Origin of the sequence: Hyalangium versicolor (genome assembly GCF_020103695.1) — a bacterium.
In the GTDB taxonomy this organism is placed as follows: Bacteria; Myxococcota; Myxococcia; order Myxococcales; family Myxococcaceae; genus Hyalangium; species Hyalangium versicolor.
The window spans coordinates 318,558-341,411 of record NZ_JAHXBF010000003.1; the positions used below are offsets into that span (position 1 = coordinate 318,558).

A 22,854-nucleotide genomic window follows, 5' to 3' on the forward strand; every position below is an offset into this window, starting at 1 on the left:
CGGGGCCTTCTGGGCCCACGGGATGTTCGCCAATTGACGGAATGAGGGGCTCCCTGCTTTATTCCAGGAGCCTGGCCGCCGGCTCGGCCAGGTGACGGATGACCCCTGTTCAGACCGCGTTGTGGACAGTCCTGGGAGTGGCCCTGGTGATCTCGGTGGTGACGGATGTCCTTCGCCACCGGATCCTGGACATCGTCACCTATCCGTTGATGGTGATCGCCCTGGGACTGCGCCTGTGGTCCGAGGGCGTGGGAGATCTGGAGAAGGGGCTGATCAGCGGGCTGGTGTCGGGGGTGGGGTTGGCGGCGCTGCTGTTGCCCGGGGCGCTGCGGGGGAAGATGGGGTGGGGAGACGTGAAGTTGATGGGCGGGGTGGGGGCGGTGCTCGGCTTCCCCGCGGTGATGGCGGCCGGGGCTTTCATCTCCCTGGCGGGCGCCTTCCAGGCCGTGGTGACGATCATCTGGAAGGGCGAAGTCTGGGAGACGATCGCCGCCACCGGGAGACGCTGGGCAATACGGGCCCGATTGCTGCGCGCGGATACCACACCCGTGACGCAGCGGCACATCCCCTACGGGGTGGCTATCGCCCTGGGGACGTTCTGGGCCATGTGGTGGCAACAATCCAACTCGAGTTAGCTCGGATTCGACGCGCAGAGGGGACCCTGACGATGTTCACACGCTTCACGCAACATGCCGCCGCGCTTGGCCTCTTCCTGGCGCTCTCCGTGAGCGGCACTGCCCTGGCCCAGGAAGGCACCACCCTTGCCCTCGGCGTGGGCACCCAGAAGGTCATCACCATTCCGGGCATCACGAAGATCGCCCTCGGTGATGCGAGCATCGCCGAGGTCAAGAACCTCTCGAACAACCAGATCCTCATCACCGGCCAGGCCGAGGGCAAGACGACGCTCCTCGTCTGGAAGAGTTCCGGCCAGCGCGTCAGCTACCTGATCGCCGTGCGCCGGCAGGACCCCAGCGAGATCATCACCGAGATCAAGAAGCTGCTCGGCGAGATCGAAGGCGTGTCCGTGCGCATGGTGGGTGACCGCATCTACCTGGATGGTCAGGCGTACACCACGCAGGACGCGGACCGCATCGACCAGGTGGTGGCGCTGTACCCCAGCGTGAAGAGCTTCGTGAAGATCGCCCCCAACGCCAAGAAGCTGGTGGCGCAGAACCTCAACGCGGCGTTCCAGAAGGCGGGCCTGCGCAACGTGCAGGCCAACGTGGTGGGCTCCACCATCTTCCTGGAGGGCTCCGTGGAGAGTCAGCAGGACCTGCAGAAGGCGGAGCTGATCACCAAGGCCATCGGCGAGAAGGTGGAGAACCTGCTCGTCGTCGGCATCAAGCGGATGATCCTCTCCGAGGTCCAGTTCGTGGAAATCCGCCGCAACAGCCGGGATCGGTACGGCATCCGCTACCCCACGGACATCACCGGCAACGTGGCGGGCGGCGCCACCTTCAACCAGGAGCTGTACCCGGGCACCTTCGGCTCGGGCACCGGGCAGATGACGTTCTCGGGCGGCTCGGACCTCTCCATCGGCTTCCAGGCCAACGACGGTTACGGCCGCCTGCTGGCCCAGCCCAAGCTGGTGTGCGCCAGCGGTGAGAAGGCCGAGTTCCTCGCCGGCGGCCAGGTGCCGATTCCCCTCATCACCAACAACCAGTTCTCCGTGGAGTTCAAGCCCTACGGTGTGATCCTCAACCTGCGCCCCACCGCGGACCGCAACGGCAACATCCAGACGGAGATCGAGGCCGAGGCCTCGGAGATCGACACCTCGGTGGCGGTGTCCTTCGGCGGGTCCGCCGCCGTCCCCGGCTTCCGCACCCGCAAGGTGAAGACGAACGTCACCGTGCGCCACGGTGAGACGATCGTCCTGTCCGGCGTGTTCAGCCACGACGAGCAGAAGGCCGTGTCCAAGCTGCCCGGCCTGGGCCACATCCCCATCGTCGGCGAGCTCTTCAAGAACCGCGCGTTCGACTCGACCAAGCGCGAGCTGGTCATCTTCGTCACCCCGCGCATCGTCAACCCGGACTCGGACAAGATCCGGACGATCATCGAGGACGTGAAGAGCCGCTACAAGCAGGCCCGCAGCGAGGTCAACTTCAACATCTTCGACTGAGCCAGAGCGGCTGCCTGCTCGGCACAGGGCCGGCCTCGTCTCCCTCGGAGACGGGCGCCGGCCTCGCCATTTCCACCTCTTGCGAAACCCGAGCCACCCTCTTTGAGCCTGAGAGTGCGCTTGGTACCATCCGACCCCATGTTTCTAGTCACGCTTGCCGAGAAGGGCGGCGGCTCCGAGCAGATCGAGTTCGACAAGGACGAGATCACCATTGGCCGCCTGGACAAGAACGACATCTGCCTGAACAAGGGCAACGTCTCGAAGTACCACTCGAAGATCGTTGCGAAGGACGGGAAGTTCATTGTCCTGGACATGAAGTCCACCAACGGCACGTTCGTGAACGGCAGGAAGATCGCCGGCCCACAGGTGATCAAGCCGGCCGACAAGATCTTCATCGGCGACTACATCATCAACGTCGAACCCCTGGACGAGGCCGGCGGAGGCGCGGAGGAGTCGGCCGCGGACGAGGGCTACGACGAGGGCTACGACGAGGGCGAGGAGGAGCAGTACGAGGAGGAGCGCTTCGACGAGGAGCCGGCCGCGCCCGCTCCCGCGCCCATGCCGGTGCGCGCCCAGCCCCCGGCGCCCGCCGAGGCGGAGAACTCCAAGAAGAACATGCCGGCCTCGCTGGCCGCTGCCTTGCGCCGCAACAAGCGCAAGGTGGATCCGCGCATCGAGCGCTACACCCGGCTCCAGAAGGAAATCCATGACCGGCTGATCGAGTACCTCGACCTGCGCCGCATGGACATGGACCGGCTCGGCGACGAGGAGCTGTGGCGCCGCACCGAGAAGGCCATCCGCGACATCATCGACCAGATGGACGCGGACTCGGAGCTTCCGGAGGACGTGGACCGCGAGGAGCTGCTCACCGACGTCATCAACGAGGCGCTGGGCCTGGGGCCCCTCGAGGCGTTCCTCGCGTCGGAAGAGATCAGCGAGATCATGGTGAACCACGCCAACCAGATCTACATCGAGCAGCGGGGCCAGCTCACCCTGTCCGAGAAGACGTTCTCCTCGAACCAGGCGGTGCTCGGCGTCATCGAGCGCATCGTGGCGCCCATCGGCCGCCGCATCGACGAGTCCAGTCCGCTGGTGGACGCGCGCCTCAAGGACGGCAGCCGCGTCAACGCCATCATCCCGCCGCTGGCGCTCAAGGGCCCCTGCATCACCATCCGCAAGTTCAAGAAGGACGCGCTCAAGATCCAGGATCTGATCAAGTACAAGACGATCACCGCGCAGATGGCCGAGTTCCTGGAGATGTGCGTCCGGGCGCGCAAGAACATGGTCATCTCTGGCGGTACGGGCTCGGGCAAGACGACGACGCTGAACATCATCAGCTCGTTCATCCCCGAGGGTGAGCGCATCATCACCGTGGAGGACGCCGCCGAGCTGCAGCTGCCCCAGGAGCACTGGGTGCAGCTGGAGAGCCGCCCCGCCAACCTGGAAGGCAAGGGCGCCATCACCATCCGCGATCTGGTGAAGAACTGCCTGCGCATGCGCCCGGACCGGATCGTCGTCGGCGAGTGCCGCTCCGGCGAGACGCTGGACATGCTTCAGGCCATGAACACCGGCCACGACGGCTCGCTCACCACGCTGCACGCCAACACGCCGCGTGACGCCATTGCCCGCCTGGAGACGATGGTGCTCATGTCCGGCATGGAGCTGCCGGTGAAGGCCATCCGCGAGCAGATCGCCAGCGCCGTTCACCTCATCGTGCAGCAGACGCGCTTCTCGGACGGCACGCGGAAGATCTGCTTCATCACCGAGGTCTCCGGCATGGAGGTGGACATCGTCACCCTCCAGGACATCTTCTATTACAAGCAGGACGGCTTCACGGAGGACAACAAGGTGCGCGGCCGGTTCGTGGCCTCGGGCTTCGTGCCCAAGTTCTACGATGACCTGCAGCGCAAGGGCATCCCCGTGAACATGAGCATCTTCCGCGAGGATTAGTTCCACCATGCCCACCCTGGTCGTCCGTCACCCCGACGGCAGCGAAACCGAGCACGAGCTCTCTGGCGAGCTGAAGATTGGCCGCCAGGACGGCAACGATCTGATCCTCAGCGAGGGAGGCGTGTCCCGGCAGCACGCCCGCGTCTTCGTCGAGGGCGGCAAGGTCATGCTGGAGGATCTCGGCAGCGCCAACGGCACCTATGTGGACGAGGAGCGCATCGAAGGGGCGACGCCCCTGACGCCCCAGTCCCAGGTGGTGCTGGGCGACTACGCCCTGAAGCTCAAGGCCCCGGCCCGTCCCGCCTCCGGGGCGATGCGCAGCAGGGCCCCCCGGTCCGCTCCGGCGCCCGAAGTGGGCTCCGAGGAAGGGGCTCCCCGCGCCACCCGGGCGCTGCCCAGCGTCAAGCCGGCACGTCCTCCCGGATCGGCGTTGGCGAAGCGGGAACGCCCGGCTCCCAGTGCGGCTCCGGCCGAGGGTGGCGGCGGCGGCTCCGGCCCGGTGCTTCGCGGCCTGACGGGGCCCTGGGCGAACAAGACCTATCCCCTCAAGAACAAGCTGCTGGTGGGCCGTGCGCCGCCCGCCGTCGTGCTGCTGGAGGATGACTCGATCAGCCGCAAGCACGCGGAGGTGGAGCGCAGCCCCCGTGGCAAGGTGACCCTGCGCGATCTGGGCAGCGCCAACGGCACGCTGCTCAACGGCGAGCGGCTCGGGCAGGAGCCCGTGGAGCTCAACCCGGGCGACATCATCCAGTTCGGCATGGTGGAGCTGGTGTTCGAGGCGGGAGATGCCGCCGGCGCCGTTCCCTCACGCCGGGATCGCGGCGGGGCTCCCGCTCGCGGAGACAAGGGCGACCCGAGCGACGCTCCGCCCGCCAACAAGCGCAAGAAGCTGCTCATGGTGGCAGGTGGCGCCGTGGGCCTGCTGCTGGTGGTGGGCATCGTCAAGCAGCTCACGGCCTCGCCCGAGGTGGGGCCCGAGGTGCCCGGTCCGGCCGCCCCTCAGGCCGATCCCCAGGCGGAGCTCCAGGAGCTGTTGAGCCAGTGCCGCTCCTTCGCGTCCTCCGATATGGGCAGCGAGCCCCAGTGGGACAAGGCCGAGCAGACTTGTGAGAAGGCGCTGAACATCGACCCGATCAACGGCGAGGCCAACACCCTCATCAAGCGCATCAAGATCGAGAAGGAGGCCGCCGAGCACTTCGCGCAGGGCTCCAAGCTGCTCCAGCGCCTCAAGGAAGAGGACGCGCTGGATGTGCTGAAGAAGATCCCCAAGGATAGCCAGTACTTCCGTCGCGCCAAGATCAAGGTGGACGAGGCCATGGTGCAGGTGCGCAAGCGCGCCCTGGATGACTGCAAGCGCTATCTGGACGAGAACCAGGGGACAGCGGCGGTGCCTCGCTGCGATCGCTACATGGGCTTCTGGTGCCAGAACATCTCGCGCGAGGAGCTGGAGCCGCCCCTGGGCTTCACCCTCTCGCTCGAGGGCCGCATCGGCAAGAAACAGTGGCGCCCCAAGGACAAGCTCTTCGTCCGTTTCCTCCAGGCCCGCCAGCGGCTGGATCCCAAGGCTGAACCCTGGAAGTGCCCGGTGACGGACTTTGGTGTCACTCAGATCGCCGAGGGCCCCGAGGGCCAGGTGAAGAAGATGTTCAAGGATCGCTACCCCAACGAGTACATGACCGCGGCGATGTTCGACTACTGGGGTGGGCGTGGCAACGAGTCCATGGCCAAGCTCCAGAAGGTGCGCTCCAAGCTGGAACTGGCTTCGTTGCACGGGCAGGTGGACCTGCTGATGCAGGACGTGTCCAACGTGGAGCAGCTCTTCAAGCAGGGCTCCTCGGATCTGCAGGCCGGAGACGTGGAGAAGGCCGCCGAGCCCTTCGACGAGGCCATGGAAGTGGACAAGCGCCTCATGGGCGATCTGTGGGAGCGCGCCCCGTCCTTCTACCGGCGCAACATCCAGCAGGACATCGCCGAGAAGGCCTACGAGCGCGGGAAGGACTGGGCCAAGCGCGAGGATCAGCGCAGGGCGTGCCGCATCTGGAAGATAGGCTTCCGCTTCTATAAGGGAAACACGGACCTGATCCGCGTGCTGAGCAACGTGTGCTCGACGATGGGCACCCGGATGTTCAGCGGCGCCCGAAGCTGCGCCGACTTCGCCGAAGTCGCCGAGTGGGCCGTCCCCGGGGATGGGATCGAGGAGAAGGTCGCCAAGAAGAGGGAAGAGCTCAACTGCAAGCAGTAGGGCTCCGGCCGAGATGACAGGCGCTCGCCATGGCGCCTGTCTCCACCGTGGACAGGGCAGGAGAGGCGCGCTAAGGCCGGGGCATGGTCCCGAGCCCAGAGCGCTCCGCGCCCGTCCTCACGCTGATTGACGCCTCGAGCTTCATCTTCCGCGCCTACCACGCCATTCCTCCGCTCACCACGAGCAAGGGCGTGCCCACCAATGCCGTGCTGGGCTTCACGCGGATGCTGCTCAAGGCCATCAAGGATCTGCAGCCCACGCACCTGGCGCTCGCCTTCGACAAGGAGAGCCGCGCCGAGCGCCAGAAGATCGATCCCAACTACAAGGCCCACCGGGAGGCTCCTCCAGAGGATCTGCTCCCCCAGTTCGATCTCATCCGCCGGGTGGTGGAGGCGCTCAACGTGCCCGTGCTCGAGGTGGCCGGCTGGGAGGCGGATGACGTCATCGGCACCCTGGCGAAGCGCGCCAAGGCCGAGGGCTTCTGCGTCCAGGTGGTGACGGGGGACAAGGACTTCATCCAGATCGTCGACGAGGACGTGCGCCTCTTCGATCCGATGAAGGATGTGCACACCGGCCCCGCCGAGGTGAAGGAGAAGCTGGGCATCGAGCCCAAGCAGATGCGCGACTACCTGGCGCTCGTGGGCGACGCGGTGGACAACGTGCCCAAGGTGCCCGGCATCGGCCCCAAGACGGCCACGGAGCTGATTCAGCAGTTCGGGGACGTGGACACCCTGCTGGCCCGGCTGGCCGAGGTGAAGAAGCCGAAGATCCGCGAGGCGCTCGCCGCCCACCGCGACACCCTGTTGATGGCCCGGCAGCTCGTCACGTTCAAGACGGACCTGGATCTGAAGGTCACCATCCCGGAGCTGGCTCGGCGTTCCATCGATACGCCGAAGGCCAAGCAGCTCTTCACGGAGCTGGAGTTCTACCGGTTGGTCGCCGATCTGCCCTCGGACACCGCCGCCACGCCCAAGCCCGCGGAGGCTTCTGTTCCGGCCGCCTCCGCCACGCCGGTGGCGCTGCTCACCACGGAGGAGGAGCTGAAGGCCTTCGCGGAGGCTTCGCGTGCGGCGGGTTCGCTCTTCCTGGTACCGGCCTATGAGGGCGCTCCCTTCACCGCGCCGCTCGTGGGCCTGGGCCTGGCGCTGACGGATGGGCGCACGGCCTATGTGCCCCTGCGCCACCAGCAGCTCGGCAGCAAGCAGGTGACCGAGGCCGTCTTCGCCTCCGTGATGCGCGGGCTGATCGAGGATCCGGCGGTGAAGAAGGGCGGGCATGATCTCAAGGCTTCTGCCCTGGTGCTCGCTGGCGGTGGGATGACGCTCCGGGGCGCCCAGGACGATGTGGAGCTGCTGAGCTACCTGCTCAACCCCTCGCGCCGGGAGCATGCGCTGGCGGATCTGGCTCGCGAGCGGCTGAACACCGAGCTGCCCCCGCTGCCTGCCTCCGCGGAGGGCAAGAAGGGCAGGGCGCTGGCGGATCACGTCCCGGAGGAGCTGTCCCAGGCGTACTCGGCCCGCGCGGATGCGGCCCGGCGGCTGGCTCCCACGCTCTGGAAGGAGCTGGAGGAGGCCGGCATGGCGAAGCTGGCTCGCGAGCTGGAGCTGCCGCTGCTGCCCGTGATCGCGCAGATGGAGCGCCGGGGCGTGAAGCTGGACACCTCGGTGTTCCAGACGATCTCCACCAAGGTGGACGCCGAGTGTGAATCCCGGGTGAAGCACATCCACGAGCTCGCGGGCCAGGAGTTCAACGTGGGCTCCAACCCGCAGCTGGCGCAGGTGCTCTACGAGAAGCTCCAACTGCCCATCCTCAAGAAGGGCAAGACGGGCCCCTCCACCGATCAGGAGGTGCTGGAGAAGCTGTCCGAGCAGCACCCGCTGCCCGGGGCCATCCTCGAGTACCGCTCGCTGTCCAAGCTGAAGAGCACGTACCTGGACACGCTGCCCGGGTTGGTGGCCAGGGATGGGCGCATCCACACCACGTACCATCAGGCGGCCACCGCCACCGGGCGCCTGTCCTCGTCTGATCCCAACCTGCAGAACATCCCCGTGCGCACGGACCTGGGCCGCGAGATCCGCCGCGCCTTCATCGCCGAGCCGGGCCACCAACTCGTCTCCGCGGACTACAGCCAGGTCGAGCTGCGGCTGCTGGCCCACATCGCCGAGGATCCCGTCCTCATCGATGCGTTCCAGCATGACGAGGACATCCACAGCCGCACGGCGGCGGAGATCTTCGGCACCACGGCGGACAAGGTGGATCGCGATCAGCGCCGGGTGGCCAAGACGGTGAACTTCGGCATCGCCTACGGCCTGTCTCCGCACGGCCTGTCCACGCGCCTGGGCATCCCCGTGGAGGAGGCGCGCGACATCATCGAGCGCTACTTCACCCGCTACGCCGGCATCCGCCGCTACCTGGAGGACACCGTCGCCCAGGCCCGGAGGACGGGCTACGTGGAGACGATGTTCGGCCGACGCCGGCTGATGGCGGATCTGCTCTCTCGCAACCGCCAGGTGGCCCAGGCCGCCGAGCGCGCCGCCATCAACATGCCCATCCAGGGCACGGCCGCGGACCTCATCAAGAAGGCCATGCTGGCGGTGGACGAGGCGCTCTCCAAGGAGCAGTTGCGCACCGTGATGCTGCTCCAGGTGCACGACGAATTGCTCTTCGAGGCTCCGGACTCGGAAGTCGAGACGGTGAAGGAGCTGGCCCGCCGCTGCATGTCGCAGGTGGCCACGCTCAAGGTGCCGCTCAAGGTGGACGTGGGTGCCGGGAAGACCTGGGCGGACGCCCACTGAGGCTCAAGGGGAGGAACTCAGCGATCGTTGCGGGAAGCCGCGCGGCGCCACTGGACCTCTCCCACCGATGCCGCCGTGCCCGTGGTCGGCGTGGGGACCGTGTACGTCAGCACGTCGCCGACGAGCGTGAAGAGCCGTTGCTGCTCCGTGCCCTCCCAGTTTGGGAATGACGCGTGCTCGATGTGGAAGGTGATCGTCTTGCCGTCGCTCACCGAGTACGTGCCGAAGTGCGTGTTGCAGCCCTGCACCGCGTCGCGGTTCTCCTCGGCCGTGCCCGCGTTCTTGTCCTTGCTGGCGAAGCGGGCCCGGTCCTCGCGGTAGATCTGGATCGAATACCGGCCTGACTCATCGAGCACGAGGCGGCCCTGGGGATGCGCTCCGTAAAGTTGAACGCGCGTCCCATCGGGCTGCACGTTGTCCACCCGCACGAGGTCCCAGGTGCCTGTCACGAGAACCGGGGCTGGCTTCGGCGCCGGAGTCGAAGCGAGCAGGACCACCGATACGAACGCCATGGCAACGGCAATGCGGCGAGGACGCGCGACCGCGTCGAGCGTGCTGTTTCTCCACTGCATGGAACCCCTCCCAGGTCTGTAACCGGTCTAGATGGTTACATGCAGCGTTATGGCCGGACGCGCTGTAACCTGTCAAGCTGGTTTCAGATGGCTGCGCAGGAAGAAGACCGTGATGGGTTCAAGTTCCGCTCGGGGCGGTTGGCGCTCGATCTGCCCGCGTCATTGGCAGGGAGGCTGCGGCAGCCGCGGGAGCTGTTGGAGACTCCAGAGGATCTGGGGCGCTGGCTGATCGCCTCGGGGCTGACCCCTGTGGATCCCAGCCCCGGGCGCGCCACGCTGGAACAGGCCCGGCAGTTGCGCGAGGCGCTCTATCGCCTCGGCATGGCGTGCGTCCGGCAGCAGCCGCTCGAGCCCGGCGACATGGAGCTCGTCAACCACTTCGCCGCGCGCAGCCCTCCCGTGCCCCAGCTCACTCCGGCGGGAGTCCGGTGGGAGGGAACGTCAGCGCCAGCGCTGCTCTCCGCCATCGCCCGGGACGCCGTGGATCTCTTCGGCACGCCGCTGGCGGGCTTCATCCGCAAGTGCGGCAATGAGTCGTGCGCCTTGATGTTCCTGGATCAATCCCGCTCGAAGCACCGCCGTTGGTGCTCGATGGCAGGGTGCGGCAACAAGGCGAAGGTGGCCGAATTCAGACGGCGCCAGGCCGACGAGACGCCCGAACGCTCGAAGTGAGCCGTCGCTGAAGGCCCAAAAAATACGCGGGAAGAAGTGCCGACCCCCGACGGCACTCCCCCCCGCGTTTCCCCTCCGCCCCAAAAACAAACCGACCCGTCCGGCCGACGAGGCGCGCGGACCCCCATCCACGCGTCCCAAGCGGCCCTTTGGCTAGCTCACCGGCCCCCATGCCGGGAACACGCCCCCCGTTTCGCATCGCAAAGACCCCCATGCCCCGCGATACGCCCCCATCCACCGCCGGCCCTCGGACGCTCCCTCGAGGAAGCATCAAGCCGGACGGGTCGGCACACCCTTAGTGAAGCGCTGCTCGAGTCGCCTCGGTGCCGGGCTGCTGCACCCGGGGCTCCGAGGGCCGCTCGAACCACTCCACCACCAATCCTCCGAAAGGCACCCGAGGCGCCTCGGCGCTCGTGTCCTTCAGGCGCTGCAGCAGCGCGACCGCGGAATCCACCGCCTCGTCCAGGCAGCGGTTGATCACCGCGCGCTCCGCGTCACCGCCGCCGAGCACCTCCACGGCATCCACCAGGCAGCGGCGCAGCACGGCAAATTCGTCATAGAGGCCCCGCGCGCCGCGATCCGGCGACAGGCGCAGCACCGCGCGGGTGCGGCTCCAGGGGCTCGTGCGATCCCCCGAGAGGCTCTGCCCCAGCTCGCGGATGAAGGGCTCCACCAGCCCATCCAGCAGGCCCTGAGGCGGATGAACCTGAGAGCTCCCCGTGCACCGCACCCGCCTCCACGCCGCAGCGAGCCTGTCCGGTTGGTGGGTGAAAACCCGGGCCACTCCGGCGGTCCGCTTCGCTCGCTCCGTCATCTCTGGTGTCCTCCGCGTCACGCGGGGGGACAAAGCAAGTCGCTGGCCAGCGCTCGCGCAGTGGCAGGAGCCAGGAAAATCAGCCCTTTGGGCGGACCCCCCGGACGGAAGGGGAGGGGTGGAGCCGTAATTTCTTCGGGTGGGGAGCCGATAGGAGGGGCCAGGGCATGGCGTTTCCTACTGCCCGGCCCCGGTGATCACAGGTCGTCGCTGGACTCTGTTGCTTGGATGACCTTGGTGTCCGCAATCATGTCGTGGAGGCACTTCACCAGGACGACTGTCGGAGGCACAAGGCCTCGGCAGAAGCCTCATCCCCCTGCAGGGAGCAGGTCGAGGAAGCGGCGTTCCCATCGCTGCCGGTACTCCGCCGTCCAATCGTGCGGAGAAGGGGGCTGTTGATAGAGCCAGGGTTTCAGGACGAGTGCCAGTTCGCGGTACTTGGGCAGGGTGCGGTGTGCCTCCAGGTCGCCCGCATCCGGCCAGGGGCCCAGCGTGACAACAGCCCGGTCTCCTTGCAGGGGTTGGATGGTGGTGTCAGGAGAGGACAATCGTGCCCGCAGACCTGGGGCTCCGCCGAGCGCTCCGAGGACCGAGGGGCCCAGGAACGTCAGCCAGTGGGGGGCGCGTATACGTGTGCCCAGGTACCAGTGGGTGTGACCCAGGCCTCCGAAGTCCATGCCCGGGTAACGGAATGCCAGGCGACGCCACTCTTCGGGGCCGCTCAGGAGCCCCGTCAGTGCGTTGAAGGCGAGGCCAGCATGACCCGAATCCAAGGGGAAGCACTCGGCCAGTTCTAGAGCCAGTGCTTGAACTCGAGAGGGCCCGTGGACTTCCAGGAACTCTGTGGGCAGCCAGAAGGAGACCGCGGACACCATGTCGGGTCTGTCGAGTCCGCGGGGATCTTCGAACCACTTGCCCCGGTACTCGAACCGGAACTCTTGTTCTCCACCCGGGGCATCTTTCAACTCGATGAGCGGCCAGGAGTTCTCGAACAGCTCGCGATGGATGCTGTCCCAGCCTCGAGCGTCCAGGGGCTGCCATTCTCCGTCGTGATCGACGTACCAGTCGAGCGTGCGTGGTGCGATGGCACGGCGATAGAGTTCCAATGCGCTCTGCACTCCTTGAGCCAGTTCCCGGTGGGAGCGGCGCATGTAGAAGCAGATATCCAGGCCGTCACGGATCAAGATCTGGTGATCCTCCGTGTAGATGCGGACCTTCGGAAAGTGCTCACTCATCAAGGATTCCCGCGAAGCACGCCCCAGCGCGGTGCGACACGGGCGGGGTTCCCGCCGAAGGCTTGTTGATAGGTCGAGCCCTGGTCTGCCCCCCGATAGGGGTGACCCTCGCCATAGGTCCGCCATGTCGGAGGGTTGGTGCCAGGGCAGGGGAACTTCAGATCGTAGACGTCGAGGACTTCGGCCACGTTGCCAGTATGGATAACGACATCGGGCTCGATGGTGCCTACCAGATCCTTGCCTCCTGTGCGCAGAAGCGCTTCGACTTGCTGGCGGCTGAGGGGCTCCCATTTTCCTGTGTGGGGGTTCAGGCGATAGCGCTGGTTGAGGCTGAAGCCTCCCTGCCGGAGCGGCGGTAGCTTCTCCTGGATGCAAGCCATGGCCGCCTCATGCTTCTCCAGACCCAGTCGCATGGCTCGAGTCACAGGCTTGCCGTTCGCGTCCCGCTCCAACACCTCGGCGCACTGCTCACGGGTGGGACTGCCGCCAAACAGCTTCTCGTTGAGCAGGAAGTCAGCGTCTTTGACACAGTCGAGGATGATCGTGTCGACCAGCGCTCGTTGCTCCTCGGTCAGATTGCGAAGACCCGCTGCAAGCGAGGCACCACTCGCGCTCACCTCCACGAGGCGCTGGCGTGCGGCCAATGCCTGCGCCTCTCCGCCCGGGCACTGGGCTGGGAAGCGGATACAGAAGTTGGTCTCTGAGTCCACTGCTTGCGCGTAAACCCCTGGTGTGCCCTGACCCGTCATGCCGACACAGGCGCTGAGAAAAAGAACGAAACAAGCGAGTGTTGGTTTCATGCGGCCACCCTACTGCGAGTAGCGTGGTTGACAGCCCCCGCTCAGTGGAGCGTGGGCTTGGACGGGGGCCGCGGTCCGTGCTCGCCGCTCTCCTCATCGGCGAAATCCCGAGGATCCTCCGGCGGGGGTGGCTGTTCGGCCCACTCGGGGATGAGTTCCTCGGGCGGGAGTGCGGGCAGACCCTGCTGCGCGGCCTCGGCGGCCCGCAGTCGTATCGCTGCATCCTCCGCGGCCTCCTCCGCGGCCATGGCCGCCAGCCGCTCCGCCTGCTGCTTCCGGCGGCGCCAATAGGCGACCACGCAGAGCGCCGGAGCCACCAGCCACACCAACTGCATGCTCGTGGTCAATGGCAGCCAGCCGAAGCGTGTCGACAGCCCCTTGCGCCAGTTGCCCTCCTCCACGTCCAGCGAGGAGTGGAACGCCTTGCCGAACGCCATCTGGAACGGCTCGCCGCGGGCCATTCCATCGATGAGCGCGTTCATCACCCCGGGGCCGTGCCGGCCCGCCAGGTACGCCACGAAGTCCGCGCTCTGGGCGTACGCCACCTCCACGTCCGCCGGCATGTCCGGCCAACCTTCCGCCAGATCCTCGAAGTGCAGCACCTTCTGCTGCGTCACCGCCCGGAACAGCGCGGCGTAGTGCGTGACGACGATGCGCTCGCCCGCGAGGTGCTGCGCCAACCCCTCCTGGAACCACCGCGGCCAGTCCCGCGCGAACTGCCCCAGCGCCACGTGCGCCAGTTCATGCCGCAGGGTGATGTGGCCCTCGGGCTCCAGCAGGCTCCGCGCGTCCAGGAGGATGATGTTGTGGGCCGGGTAGGCCAGCGCCACGGCCCACTTCGGCGGAGCCCCGCCCGGCAGTGCCAGGGCCTCGTACTCCTGCCGATCGCGGCCGATGCGGATCTCCGTTCGCCCCTGCCAGTCCCGGCCGAGCACGCTCACGAACGAGTCGCGCACCCACTCGATGCGCTCGGCCAGCGCCTGGGCCGAGCCCTTCGAGCCCTTCGTATAGAGGATGCGGAAGCGCGGCGTGTTGATCTCGTCCTCGACCAGCGCGGGCCGAGGGGTGGGCACCATCGCCGGCTCCGCCATGCCATGCGCGCTGGGCGCAGGCTCCTGGGCCAGGGCCAGGGGCGAGACCAGGAGCAGGGATAGGAACAGCAGCAGGCGCACGAGGAGACTCACGGTCCCCCAGAAATAACAGCCTCGACCGTTGTGGCAGCAACTCCGCGAAGGACGATTCGCTTGCGACGCGATGCGTCACCGGCCAGCAGCTCGACCTGCCTCCGGGGAACCCCGAACAGCTTGGCCAGGAACTCGACCAGGGCGGCGTTGGCCTCACCGTCCACGGGAGGCGCCGCCAGCTGGATCTTCAGCAGCCCGTCATGCTCGCCGACCACCCGGGTGCGCGAGGCGCGCGGCTGAACGAGCACCGCCAGCTCCACACCGTCGGGCACGGCCTTGAGCCACGGGGGAGCCACGGACTACTCGCCGCCGTTGGCCTTCTTCTGGGACAGGAAGGCGACGTTGTCCTCGATGCGGGCGTAGTCCCGGTCCGCGAAGGCGGGGCCCGCGAACGTCTCCAGCAGCTTGCGGTGGGCCTCCACGACCGAGCGCACCTGGGACTCGAACTGGGTGCGCTGACGCTTGAGCTCGTTGATGTCCTCGACGACCTGGACCAGCTTCTGATGGGCGCCGTGGACGATCTTCTCCGCCTGGTGCTCGGCGTCCGCGATGATGATCTCGGCCTCCTTCTTGGCGGTGGCCTTGAGGTCCTCGCTGATCTTCTGCGCGGTGACCATCGTCTCCTGGAGGGTGCGCTCGCGCTCCTGGTACTGCTCGATGCGGAGCTGCGCTCGCTTGAACTCTTCCTTGAGGGCGATGTTCTCCTTCACCACCTCTTCGAACTCTCCGGCGAGCAACTCCAGGTAGGCCTCCACCTCGCGGCGCGAGAAGCCGCGGAGCGCGGTGTCGAACCGCTTCTGCCGGATGTCGAGCGGGGTGATCTTCATGGCTCCGAGTATAGGGCAGCGCTCGGAGTTCTCCAGGAAGTGCCCACTTTCCCGTGGGCCCGCGCGCGGGAGTTCATGCCTGGCCGGCTGCTTGGACGGGTGTCACATGTTACCGCTGTGGTGGAATTCCAAGGGACAGCCCCAGGGCGCTCATCGGCACGCGATACATGTCACCCGTGCCATTGCCGATATCGCGGATCATTTTGTCGTCTCGGGGGACGTCGAACCGCTCTCCCAGGGAGCCGGCGAGCGGGCGCGTGCTGCTGAAGTAGAGCCACTTCCCGTCCGGGGTGACGCTCTGGTTGTACTCGCTGTCTCGCGAGTTGATGCCTCCCCCGAGCAACTGTGCCTTCTCCCAGCCTTCCGGGAGTCTGCGGCTGAGGAACAGATCGTATCGGCCGATGCCGTCCGGCCGTCGCAGCCCGCTGAGGATGAGGTAGCTCTCGTCGGGAGCGATCCAGGGCTCCAACTCGTGCGCGCTCGTGTTGATGGCGTCACCGAGGTTCTCCGGTTCCTGGTAGACGCCATTCACGAACCGGGAGACCCAGAGATCACTCCCGCCGCGAGTGCCGGGACGGTCGGCTCCAAAATACAGGTTTCCGTTGGCCGCCACCGAGGGAGACCACTCGTCGAGGTTCGCATCGTTTACCGGTGCAGGGAGGCGCCAGGCCTCGCCCCACTCGCCATCCTGTTGCAGGGACGCAGCCCAGATGTCGTAGGTCGCACGTGGCGTTGTTTCTCCTAAAGAGGGGCGGTTGGAGATGAAGAAGACGGTCTTCCCATCGGGTGAGATGTGCGGATCCGCGTTGCTCCACTCGGTCGCGAAGCGTGGTTTGACGGGCTGGGACCAGCGCCCATCGGCGCCTTGCCGTGTCTCGAACAGCTCGTAGCGCTCGAAGGCGTCGTCAGCCCGGCCGAAGAGCACTCGCTTCTGATCCGGTGAGAACGCCATGAAGAAATCCCACGCTCCCGTGCTGAAGAGCCCGGCGCCGTAGAGTTCGACAGCCCCGGGGGCCTGCGGTTGCACGGAGACGGGCGCGCGGCATCCCGCCAGCGAGGCACCCATCAGCAGTGCGATCCATGGATGCAGGTTCATCGGGCGGCTCCGTGGAGCACCTCGAGTCCAGAGGCGACGCACGCGACGATATTGGACGCATGCGTGCCATGGGGATCGAGGTCGGGATCGTAGATGGCGATGTTGAGCCCGGCGATGCGTCTCGAGGCGAGGAGCGTCCGGAGGAGGGTCGTCAGCTCCGCGTAGGTGAGGCCCGGGCTGCCAGGAGAGTCCACCGCTGGCATCACCTTCTGGTCGAGGATGTCGAGATCCACGTGCAGCCAGGCCCGGTCGAGCTTGCGATCGATCAGGCGCCGGAGGATGCGGTCCGCGATCTGGGCCACTCCTTCCTTCTGGAACGCGTGCACGGTGATTTGCTCGATCGCGGTCTGCTCGATGTCCTGGAAGGTGTAGTCCGCATCCAGCGACTCGCGTTCTCCCAGATGAACCGCGTCCGCGTCCGCGAGCAGGGGACCCTCTACGCCGGGCCACTCCGTGAGCAGTGACTCGCCGCGTCCCGTAGCGAGGGCGAGGGCCATTCCCGCCGCGGACCAGAGGTTCAAATGTGGAGCGAAGTTGCCGGGATGGGCGAAGTCGCTGTGCCCGTCGAGGTGCACCATCCCGCGTCCGCCGGTTTTTCGAAGCGCGTGCAGGCAGCCCAGGAGGATGCTGCAGTCGCCTCCGACGACGACGGGCACGGCGCCTCTTCGCAGAGACTGTTCGACCTCGGCGGACAGCCGAAGGTTGAAGTCCCGAAGGGCAGGGCCGTTGCGCAGGCGCGTCCCGGGCTGGGGTTTGGGAGAGTACTCAGGCCGTGGGAGTCGGAGGTGGCGATCCGGATGCAGTTGCCTGGACAGCCCTGCATGGTCGAGCGCGGCCGGGGCTCTCCAGGTTCCGGGCTCGACTCCTGGAGTGAGCGGCCTCAGGCCGAGGTTGTTGGGGGCTTCGATCAGGTCGAGCATGCGCCGTGAGGTAGCATCGGGGCATGGCGCGAAACTTTGGGAATCTTGCGGCCGGGGCTCCGGCGCTCCCGATCAGGTCGAGTGGGCGGCATCTGCTCGGCCATGACGGCACGTTCTGCGCTCGAGACGTCGTCTGCCATGCGGGTGCGCACAGCCCCCGCTTCGAGGGGGAGTACAGCCACTCGTGCATTTCGGTGCTTCTGGCCGGGACCTTCCACACGCGTACGGGGCTCGGCGAGGTGCTGGCGGGCCCGGGTACTCTTCTGCTCGCGAACGCCTCGACGGCGTATGAGAACCGGCACGTTGACGACGGCGGAGACCGCTCGATCGTCTTCGACTACGAGGAGGCGCAGCTCGACGAGGTGGGCCATTCCCTCGGTGTCCGGCTTCACGGTGCGCGGCCGTTCGGCCGTGTTTGCATTCCAGCCTCGACTGCCTCGGCGGATGCGGTGGTGCTTGCGCACGAGGCTCTCCGCAGTGGTGATGTAGAGGCGCTTCGGGAAGCGGCGCTGGCGGTCGCGTCCGTCGCGCTGATCGCACAGGGAGGGGGCACGAATGCCGTGCTGGAGCCTTCCTCGCGGCAGCTTCACCAGGTCGCACAGACGGTGCGCTATGTGGAGGCTCATAGTGACGAGGACTGTTCTCTCGACACACTGGCCGCCCACGCGGGCCTGAGCAGCTTTCACTTCCTGCGAGTCTTTCGGGCGATGACTGGCCAGACGCCCCGCCAGTTCGTGATTGCCACCCGGATGCGAGGGGCCGCGATAGCCCTCCGGAGTACGCGCAGGCGCATCACCGACATCGCATTGGATGCTGGCTTCGGGGATCTGTCGCACTTCACGGTGAGCTTCGCGCGGGTATTTGGATTATCGCCGCGCAACTATCGGAAGAGGTATGGACTTGGCGCGCAGGTGGCGTCGCGGAGTGCGCGGGAATGACCGCGTTAGGTAGACCCATGCCCGAGCGTTTCGTCAAACGCAAAGCTTTATGGTTGTGGACTGCTCCCAGCATCCTCGCGTTTCTTGCTTTGGGTTGCTCTTCAACCCCTCCGCTCCCGCCAGGCGTGGTTGTGGTTCCTCGCGCTCCCCCAAGCCGTCCTGGGTATGAATACGTCCTCCCTGCTCCGCTCGATGGAGGCCCATTTGCAACAGTTCGCGATGCTGTGGCGCATGCATGCCATCGTATGATGTCCTTGCCTCACGCCTTCTCTCGCAGGATCGACGTGCGTCGCATTGGTAGCATCTACGTCCGGTATTCGCAGGACGACTCTACGGAATATTGCGCCTGGATCTATTTCACTCCCAAGGGGAAGTACGAGATCAGCTTCATAGCCACCCCTGAAGCTCAAAACACAAAAGGGCCAAGGTTCTGCAGTCTGCCCCAATTTGTCATCGACCCTCGCTATGTGGATGACGAAGTCGAGCCGGACAAAAACATCAAGTATGCCATCGCCATTCACACTCACCCCTCCCCAACAGTCTTCACGCAGGAGGATATCCGATACATTGTAGAGACTGAGCATCGCTTTCAGCGGATTCGCCACGACAATGGCCGATTCCGGCTTGGAGTCGTCGCGTTCTTTTCGCGGGAAGAGCGCGACACGCCTGCCTGCGATGGCTTTTTTGAATACAGCACCGCCGGAGATACAATCCAGATCGTGACCCGCTCGGAGAATGGCGAGTGGCAAAATCGAGACTATGCCAAGGTTGGTCTCAAGCGCGTCAAGGAGACCGGCAAACTGGAGGTCACGATAGATGTGCTGGACGTGAGGGCAGAAGGGTCTTCCTGGTCGGGAGGTCATGCACGATGAGGTTGAAAAAACAGACGCTCCTTGTCCTGTCCAGTTTGGCACTGGCCGGTTGTGCTCACGGGCCGTGTGGGGCTCTGTCGAGCTTATTTGGCTGTGAGTGCGTGCCCAAGCGAGTTCAACCCGAGTTTGCGGACATGCGTATCAAACTGCCGGTCTTCGACAGCAGGTTGCAGGTGGACGCGGACGTCGATGGTTACACGCTTCAGGCCATTCGCATCGCGGCTGATGATTTCCTGAGTCCAGATCCAACGGGTCTCCCATGCCCTGACCAGCAAGTCTCATACGGCTATCAAGCAAAGCGAGAGGGCAACATCATTTTTGTCCGGATCAACTTCAAGCCGGAAAACTGTGGGCTGAGCTATGGCATGCTTGATGGCGGTGTGACCTATGCAATAGACACAACTGGGCGGATCCTCAGGAAGTCGAGCGACACAGTGGGACCTTGAACGACCCGAAAGAGCCCGGAGTGTCAAAGGCCTTTGGGGTCCGTCGAGAGCAGGCTGTAGATCCGAAGGCTGATGAAGTGACTGTCTTTGATCTCGCAGTCACGCATGGTGCCCTCATGGAGGAACCCGACACGCTCCAAGAGCCGATGGCTGGCGGTGTTCCCTTCCTCCACCATCGCTTCGACGCGGTGAACGTCTTTTTCTCGCCGCAGGTAGCGAATCACGGCCGGCATCGCTTCCGTGACGACGCCCTGCTTCCAGAACCGGGGGAGCAGCCAGAAGCCAACCTCGGCCTTCTTGTGCTTGGCTTGGTAATAATAATACCCGATCACGCCTAGGGCTTCCTGGCTCTGCTTGCTGATGATCTTCCACCACTGCCCGGTTCCCTCCCGCTCCAGGGTTTCATAGAAATCCATCTGGGCCTTGGTGGCTTCGAGGGAATCGTACCGGACCCCATAGTAAGGAATCACCTGCGGGTGACTCAGGCCTTCGAAGATAAAGGGCTGGTCCGCTGGCTCTATCCGCTGCAGGGTGAATCGATCAGTGGTCAGGATTGGAGGCATCAACTGCCACTTCAGCACACGAGGTGCGGGAGTCCAAGATTGCCCCTGACGAGTGCCGATGCTAGCATGCTCGGTTGCTCTTTGGGCATCTCCGTGCTGACCCGCACTTCTTGGAGCAACCCATGAATACCCAACCGCTGGTTGCCTTTCTACGCAGACAACTCGACAAGAGAAAAATCGTTTGCGTCGTCCGCACGAAAGAACTCGACAACTACGCATTCAACAGCAGCTATACGATCCTGGCCTATCAGTTGCTCGCCAGCGACGATGTCCGAGGCAAGGCGTATCGGAATGTCATCAACAAGGTCGTCCGAGGACGCAAGGTCGTGGACGTCGGGACCGGTGGGCTCGCGTATATGGCCAGGATGTGCCGTGAGGCCGGGGCCAGCATCGTTCATGCCATCGAATACAACGAGAAGTTTCGCGACTCCATCGAGGCAAGCATCGCCACGACGAGGAGCGAGGACTGCCCCATCAAGGTCTATTACGGCTTTTCAACCGATATCAACCTGCCCGAGTCATGCGATGTCCTCCTCCAGCAAGTCATCGGCACGATCTCCAGCAATGAAGGGGTGGCGCGCACCGTCAAGGATGCGAAGCGCTTCCTGAATCCCGGCGCCGTCTTCATTCCTGCGGCGTGCGGGACCTATGTCTGTCCTACCAGCCCACTCGAACGGAAGTGGAGCCATAAGATCGTCAATCTCCTGGTGGGCGGTACGAACACGATCGAGCCTCTCCGAATGCACGAGGTGCTGCACTTCCCCACGTCCAATCTCATGGCAGAGCCGGGCGAGATGGAAATGTTCGTCTTCTCCGAGGACTATCCGCTCGTGTTCGATCGGAAGCTCGAGTTCCGTATGGATCGCGATGGCCTGGTCGATGGCCTGGTTTTCTATATGCAGATCGTCGTGGATCGCGACAATGTCGTCTCGAGCAGAGGCGAGAATGTTGCTTGGCCGAATCCCTACCTGAAGCTCTTCGACACGCCCGTCCGGGTCGCGAAGGGTGACGTGATGTCGGTCGATATCCACGTCGATCTGGCCACCATCCAGCCCAGCTACGGGGTTGAAGTCAGTCTCAGCTCGACGCCAGAAGGGCGCACCTGTCGCGCTGCGCACCGGTGGGCGGGGGCGGGTAAGTAGAGATCATGACCACCGTGCATGGGGACTGCGATCCTGCGTTCTCCGAAGTCCGCACTGCCTTCGAGGCAAACTTCAGCGATGGGCTCGAGACCGGCGCAGCCCTCGCGATCTACCTTCGCGGTGAGAAGATCGTCGATCTCTACGGCGGGTACCGCGACAGCGCCAGGCAGGAGCCGTGGACTCGAGACACGCTCGTCATGACGTATTCCGTGTGCAAGCCGCTGGTGGCGTGCGCGGTGCTGGTGCTCGTCGACAGGGGCCAGCTCGAGTTGGATGCGCCCGTCGCGAAGTACTGGCCGGAATTCGGGCAGAGCGGCAAACACGCCATCACGGTGCGAGACATTCTCGATCACCTGTCTGGATTGCCCGCCGTTCGCGATCCCATCACCGTGCGAGACCTCTACGACTGGTCCACCATGGTGTCGCTCCTGGAGCGTCAAGAGCCGTGGTGGAAGCCTCGTTCCGCCTTCTCGGAGCAGGTCTTGTTGTATGGCTATATTCTGGGAGAGCTCGTTCTTCGAATCACGGGCCAGGGCTTCGCTGAGTTCTTTCGCGACCAGATCGCGTCAAAGCTGGGGATCGAATTCTACTTTGGCGTCCCGGTCTCGGAGCAGCAGCGCTGCGCGGAACTCTCCGGGATGTCTGAGCGCGACAAGCTCATGTATCTCGCGCCCAAGCTCAAGGAGGCGTTTCTGAACCCCCCGGGGCTCTTGGATGCCTCCGTCGTCAATTCGAGCCCATGGCGGAGTGCATTGATCCCCGCCGTCAATGCTCATGGCACCGCGGATGCGGTGGCGAAGGTCTACGCCGCGCTGGCGAACCGCGGATCGCTCGGAGGCACGCAGCTCTTGAGCCACAGGCTCGCGAGCGCAATCCTCGAACAGCGCCGATTCGTTCGAGACAAATCATCCAAGAGATACGCGCGAATCAGCCACGGGTTCATACACTTCGGGGGAGGGGACTTCGGGCTCGCGGGGGCAGGCGGTTCCTTTGGCTACGGAAACGCTGGGCTCGAGATCGGCTTTGCCTATCTCACCCGGGAGATGAGGCTCGGGTTCGCGCGCGAGCGCCGTGTCTCGAAAGCACTCCGCCGGGTCTTGAAACGCGACCGGTTCAAGAAGTGGTTCCGGCGGCTCTTCTCGGGCTGAACGCCTCGCGGTACTCGCGCATCACCTGCTTGAAGAAGGACCGCCCAACGGTGAACCCGCCCAGCGGCGCTCCGGACCAGATGCCTCCCGTGTCGGGGGCGAGGATCCAGGGGATGATCTCGATTCCGATCGAGCCCGCGGATCGCCGCAGCCGGCCAAGCCGGCTCTGGGCCTCGGCAGTGGGGGGCAGTCCCAACTCGAACACCTCGAAGGAGGCGCGCCGAACCCCAGTGTGCGCCGCCGGCGTGTCGAGGCAGCGCCGGATCACCTCCAGCACCTCGGCCTGCTCCAGGTGGAACTGACGCCCTCGCTCGCGCTCCACCATGCAGACCAGCTTCAGCCCTTGCTCGTTCCACCGATGGAGCATCACGTCGCCCTCCTTGCCCAGCGCCTGGGCACCCTCCGGGACACCGGGCCTGAAGCCACGCTCGGTGACAGCCCGATCCGCGAAGTAGGAGGCGAAGGAGGGGACGTCTCTTTTCTCGGCGTCGAGGCTCATGGCTCACCCCTGTAGGGGAA

22 protein-coding genes are annotated in these 22,854 nt (G+C 65.4%); 11 read left to right on the forward strand and 11 right to left on the reverse strand.

The window, feature by feature from the left end; all coding sequences use genetic code 11:
- Nucleotides 1-98 precede the first annotated feature (98 nt).
- The 5 genes from KY501_RS07770 to polA all read left to right on the forward strand — a co-directional run bounded on the left by KY501_RS07770 (nt 99) and on the right by polA (nt 9,106).
- On the forward strand, nt 99-635 hold the full coding sequence (locus KY501_RS07770) for an A24 family peptidase (RefSeq protein WP_224362027.1): 537 nt from the start codon (nt 99-101) through the stop codon (nt 633-635).
- Between the two features lie 32 nt (nt 636-667).
- Complete coding sequence (locus KY501_RS07775) at nt 668-2,119, forward strand: type II and III secretion system protein family protein (RefSeq protein ID WP_224362028.1); 1,452 nt, start codon at nt 668-670, stop codon at nt 2,117-2,119.
- A 138-nt stretch (nt 2,120-2,257) separates the two neighbouring features.
- A complete protein-coding gene (locus KY501_RS07780; protein ID WP_224362029.1) occupies nt 2,258-4,069 on the forward strand; it encodes a TadA family conjugal transfer-associated ATPase in 1,812 nt (603 codons plus the stop codon).
- 7 nt (nt 4,070-4,076) lie between these two features.
- Nucleotides 4,077-6,311 (forward strand): FHA domain-containing protein, encoded by a 2,235-nt coding sequence (locus tag KY501_RS07785; RefSeq protein ID WP_224362030.1) that lies wholly within the window; start codon nt 4,077-4,079, stop codon nt 6,309-6,311.
- An 83-nt stretch (nt 6,312-6,394) separates the two neighbouring features.
- Nucleotides 6,395-9,106: a DNA polymerase I gene (polA, locus tag KY501_RS07790; protein WP_224362031.1), complete on the forward strand. Its 2,712-nt coding sequence runs from the start codon at nt 6,395-6,397 to the stop codon at nt 9,104-9,106.
- Nucleotides 9,107-9,123: 17 nt separating this feature from the next.
- On the opposite strand, the gene KY501_RS07795 is transcribed toward polA, so the two are convergent.
- Entirely contained in the window at nt 9,124-9,678 is a 555-nt protein-coding gene (locus KY501_RS07795) for a lipocalin-like domain-containing protein (RefSeq protein WP_224362032.1), read from the reverse strand.
- Between the two features lie 87 nt (nt 9,679-9,765).
- On the opposite strand from KY501_RS07795, the gene KY501_RS07800 reads away from it, so the two are divergent.
- A complete protein-coding gene (locus KY501_RS07800) occupies nt 9,766-10,350 on the forward strand; it encodes a CGNR zinc finger domain-containing protein (protein ID WP_224362033.1) in 585 nt (194 codons plus the stop codon).
- Nucleotides 10,351-10,645: 295 nt separating this feature from the next.
- Here KY501_RS07800 and KY501_RS07805 read toward each other — a convergent pair whose 3' ends face one another.
- From KY501_RS07805 to KY501_RS07840, 8 genes are all read right to left on the reverse strand, one after another.
- Nucleotides 10,646-11,164 (reverse strand): hypothetical protein, encoded by a 519-nt coding sequence (locus KY501_RS07805; protein WP_224362034.1) that lies wholly within the window; start codon nt 11,162-11,164, stop codon nt 10,646-10,648.
- Nucleotides 11,165-11,472: 308 nt separating this feature from the next.
- Complete coding sequence (locus KY501_RS07810; RefSeq protein WP_224362035.1) at nt 11,473-12,399, reverse strand: DUF3396 domain-containing protein; 927 nt, start codon at nt 12,397-12,399, stop codon at nt 11,473-11,475.
- Nucleotides 12,399-13,109, reverse strand: coding sequence for a hypothetical protein (locus tag KY501_RS07815; protein ID WP_224362036.1), 711 nt, complete (start codon nt 13,107-13,109; stop codon nt 12,399-12,401). The genes KY501_RS07810 and KY501_RS07815 overlap by 1 nt, the downstream gene beginning before the upstream one ends.
- 131 nt (nt 13,110-13,240) lie before the next feature.
- Nucleotides 13,241-14,383, reverse strand: a complete 1,143-nt coding sequence (locus tag KY501_RS07820) for a peptidase MA family metallohydrolase (RefSeq protein WP_309242952.1) — start codon at nt 14,381-14,383, stop codon at nt 13,241-13,243.
- A complete protein-coding gene (locus tag KY501_RS07825; RefSeq protein ID WP_224362037.1) occupies nt 14,380-14,679 on the reverse strand; it encodes a DUF167 domain-containing protein in 300 nt (99 codons plus the stop codon). The genes KY501_RS07820 and KY501_RS07825 overlap by 4 nt, the downstream gene beginning before the upstream one ends.
- Nucleotides 14,680-14,682: 3 nt before the next feature.
- Nucleotides 14,683-15,210, reverse strand: a complete 528-nt coding sequence (locus KY501_RS07830) for a DivIVA domain-containing protein (protein ID WP_224362038.1) — start codon at nt 15,208-15,210, stop codon at nt 14,683-14,685.
- A 109-nt stretch (nt 15,211-15,319) separates the two neighbouring features.
- Nucleotides 15,320-16,306 (reverse strand): TolB-like translocation protein, encoded by a 987-nt coding sequence (locus KY501_RS07835; RefSeq protein ID WP_224362039.1) that lies wholly within the window; start codon nt 16,304-16,306, stop codon nt 15,320-15,322.
- Nucleotides 16,303-17,226 (reverse strand): arginase family protein, encoded by a 924-nt coding sequence (locus KY501_RS07840; RefSeq protein ID WP_224362040.1) that lies wholly within the window; start codon nt 17,224-17,226, stop codon nt 16,303-16,305. Before KY501_RS07840 ends, KY501_RS07835 begins: the two co-directional genes overlap by 4 nt.
- A 23-nt stretch (nt 17,227-17,249) precedes the next feature.
- Between KY501_RS07840 and KY501_RS07845 the strand changes: the two genes are divergently transcribed.
- The 3 genes from KY501_RS07845 (at nt 17,250) to KY501_RS07855 (ending at nt 19,482) form a co-directional block, all read left to right on the forward strand.
- On the forward strand, nt 17,250-18,164 hold the full coding sequence (locus tag KY501_RS07845) for an AraC family transcriptional regulator (protein WP_224362041.1): 915 nt from the start codon (nt 17,250-17,252) through the stop codon (nt 18,162-18,164).
- A gap of 284 nt (nt 18,165-18,448) precedes the next feature.
- A complete protein-coding gene (locus tag KY501_RS07850; protein WP_224362042.1) occupies nt 18,449-19,036 on the forward strand; it encodes a hypothetical protein in 588 nt (195 codons plus the stop codon).
- A gap of 134 nt (nt 19,037-19,170) precedes the next feature.
- Complete coding sequence (locus KY501_RS07855) at nt 19,171-19,482, forward strand: hypothetical protein (protein WP_224362043.1); 312 nt, start codon at nt 19,171-19,173, stop codon at nt 19,480-19,482.
- Nucleotides 19,483-19,505: 23 nt separating this feature from the next.
- Here the strand turns inward: KY501_RS07855 and KY501_RS07860 are convergent, their stop codons facing one another.
- The gene (locus KY501_RS07860; RefSeq protein ID WP_224362044.1) at nt 19,506-20,063 is read right to left on the reverse strand and encodes a GNAT family N-acetyltransferase; all 558 of its coding nucleotides are present in this window, start codon (nt 20,061-20,063) and stop codon (nt 19,506-19,508) included.
- A gap of 104 nt (nt 20,064-20,167) precedes the next feature.
- On the opposite strand from KY501_RS07860, the gene KY501_RS07865 reads away from it, so the two are divergent.
- Complete coding sequence (locus KY501_RS07865) at nt 20,168-21,187, forward strand: SAM-dependent methyltransferase (RefSeq protein ID WP_224362045.1); 1,020 nt, start codon at nt 20,168-20,170, stop codon at nt 21,185-21,187.
- A gap of 5 nt (nt 21,188-21,192) precedes the next feature.
- Nucleotides 21,193-22,335: a serine hydrolase domain-containing protein gene (locus tag KY501_RS07870; RefSeq protein ID WP_224362046.1), complete on the forward strand. Its 1,143-nt coding sequence runs from the start codon at nt 21,193-21,195 to the stop codon at nt 22,333-22,335.
- On the opposite strand, the gene KY501_RS07875 is transcribed toward KY501_RS07870, so the two are convergent.
- Nucleotides 22,301-22,834, reverse strand: a complete 534-nt coding sequence (locus KY501_RS07875; RefSeq protein ID WP_224362047.1) for a hypothetical protein — start codon at nt 22,832-22,834, stop codon at nt 22,301-22,303. The genes KY501_RS07870 and KY501_RS07875 overlap by 35 nt on opposite strands.
- Nucleotides 22,835-22,854 lie beyond the last annotated feature (20 nt).